Source organism: Spirillospora sp. NPDC049652 (assembly GCF_040675125.1).
Lineage (GTDB): Bacteria > Actinomycetota > Actinomycetes > Streptosporangiales > Streptosporangiaceae > Spirillospora.
Genome location: NZ_JBFAOF010001204.1, coordinates 1 through 1,878 on the forward strand (window position 1 = coordinate 1; position 1,878 = coordinate 1,878).

Genomic DNA, 1,878 nt, shown 5'->3' on the forward strand with positions numbered 1-1,878 from the left:
CACGTCCCCGAGCGCCGAGACCCGGTGCCGCAGCCGCGACGGCAGCACCTGCTCCAGCTTCGACAGCGCCCGGACGGCGGCGGGCCCGATCCCCTCGACGGGCTGCCCGCCGACCGTCCGCAGGCTCACCGCGACGGCGACGGCCTCCTCGTCGTCCAGCAGCAGCGGCGGCATCGCGGTGCCCGCGACCAGCCGGTACCCGCCGTCCGGGCCCATCGTCGTCTCGACCGGGTAGCCGAGGTCGCGCAGCCGCTCGACATCGCGCCGGACGGTCCGGGTCGTGACGTCCAGCCGCCCGGCCAGCTCGGTCGCCGACCACCGTCGCGGCGTCTGGAGGTGGGACAGCAGCCTGAGCAGACGCGACGAGGTCTCGGCCATGCGGTTCCTTCAAGGAGATCGGCGACGGATGACTGTATAGGAACGATTCTGACCTACACGGCTCGTAACTTCATCCTCATGAGCAACGAGATCCGTCCCTTCCGCATCGACATCCCGCAGGCCGACATCGACGACCTGAACGACCGCCTCGCGCGCACGCGGTGGGGTGCCCAGCTGCCGGGCGACGGCTGGGACAGGGGAGTGCCGGTCGCGTTCATGAAGGAGCTCGCGGGCTACTGGCGCACCGGCTTCGACTGGCGCGCGCAGGAGGCGCGGTTCAACGAGTTTCCGCAGTTCATGACGGAGATCGAGGGACACGACGTGCACTTCCTGCACGTCCGCTCGGACGATCCCGACGCGCTCCCGGTGCTCCTCGCGCACGGCTGGCCCAACTCGTTCGCCGAGTTCGCGGACCTGATCCGGCCGCTGACCGAGCGCGGCTTCCACGTCGTCGTCCCGAGCATCCCGGGCGTCGGCTTCTCCGCCCCGCCGCGCGACACCGCTCCGCCGCACGACACCGCCCCGCAGAGCGACGAGCCGCGCGACGGCGCCTGGGGTGCGGCGCGCGTCGCGCGGATGTGGGCCGAGCTGATGCGCCGCCTCGGCTACGACCGGTACGGCGTCGAGGGCGGCGACTTCGGCGCGTACGTCGCGCCCGAGGTCGCCAAGGCCGCGCCGGACGCCGTCGTCGGCGTGTACGTCATCAGCGGCCTCGGCTTCCCCACCGAGCAGGACGTCCCGGACATGCTGCCCGAGGAGAAGGCCCAGTACGACCTCATGCAGCAGTGGGCCGGGTCCGAGGTGCTCGACCACCACCACGTCAACCGCGTCGCGCCGCAGACCTTCGCCTACGGCTGGGACGACTCGCCGACCGCCGCCCTCGCCTGGATGGCGCACAAGTTCAACGACTTCGCCACCGGGTCTTTCGACGCCGTCGACCGCGACCTGTTCCTCGCGAACGTCAGCCTGTACTGGTTCACACGGTCGTTCGGGACGGCGTCCTGGCCGTACTACGCCAAGGGCAAGGACATGAGCTGGCCGGAAGGACAGAAGAACGTGCCCTCCGGGACGTACAGCGGCGCGCCCGGCATCCGGCGGCTCGCCGAGCGCACCAACGAGATCGTCCACTGGGGCGAGGGCAACCCCGGCACCCACCACTTCGTGGCGATGGAGGAGCCGGACGCCGTCGCCGCCGACATGAGGACCTTCTTCGACAAGGTCCGGTGACCACCGACGTCCCGCCCACCAGGCGAGAGGACGTCCGTCGCGGAAGAAGCCGCCGCTCGGGCCGCCGTCCGGAAGGGCGGCGGCCCCTACAACGTCCGCCACGTGACGCGTCCGCTATGCGGAACGGCCGCCGCGCCGAAGCGCGACGGCCGTCCAGAGCCGTCCAGAGCCGCGGGGGATCAGCCGGCGGAGCCGCCGCCGTTCCCGCCGTTGCCGCCGCGTCGTCCGAGCCGGTCGAACAGCCCGCCGGCCGCGTTGGCCGCCGCGTCCGCG

The 1,878-nt window shown here is 72.2% G+C and carries 2 protein-coding genes; one reads left to right on the plus strand and one right to left on the minus strand.

What is annotated here, in order from left to right; all coding sequences use genetic code 11:
- Nucleotides 1-378 (minus strand): helix-turn-helix transcriptional regulator (locus tag AB0J52_RS38580; protein WP_500187998.1); only part of this gene is annotated, 378 nt, incomplete at its 3' end.
- A 78-nt stretch (nucleotides 379-456) separates the two neighbouring features.
- Between AB0J52_RS38580 and AB0J52_RS38585 the strand changes: the two genes are divergently transcribed.
- Nucleotides 457-1,605, plus strand: coding sequence for an epoxide hydrolase family protein (locus AB0J52_RS38585; protein ID WP_500188000.1), 1,149 nt, complete (start codon nucleotides 457-459; stop codon nucleotides 1,603-1,605).
- The last annotated feature ends 273 nt before the right edge of the window (nucleotides 1,606-1,878 follow it).

What these genes read in the sequence shown, in the direction of transcription:
- AB0J52_RS38585 (WP_500188000.1), top strand. Translation starts at nt 457, where the DNA reads ATGAGCAACGAGATCCGTCCCTTCCGCATCGACATCCCGCAGGCCGAC.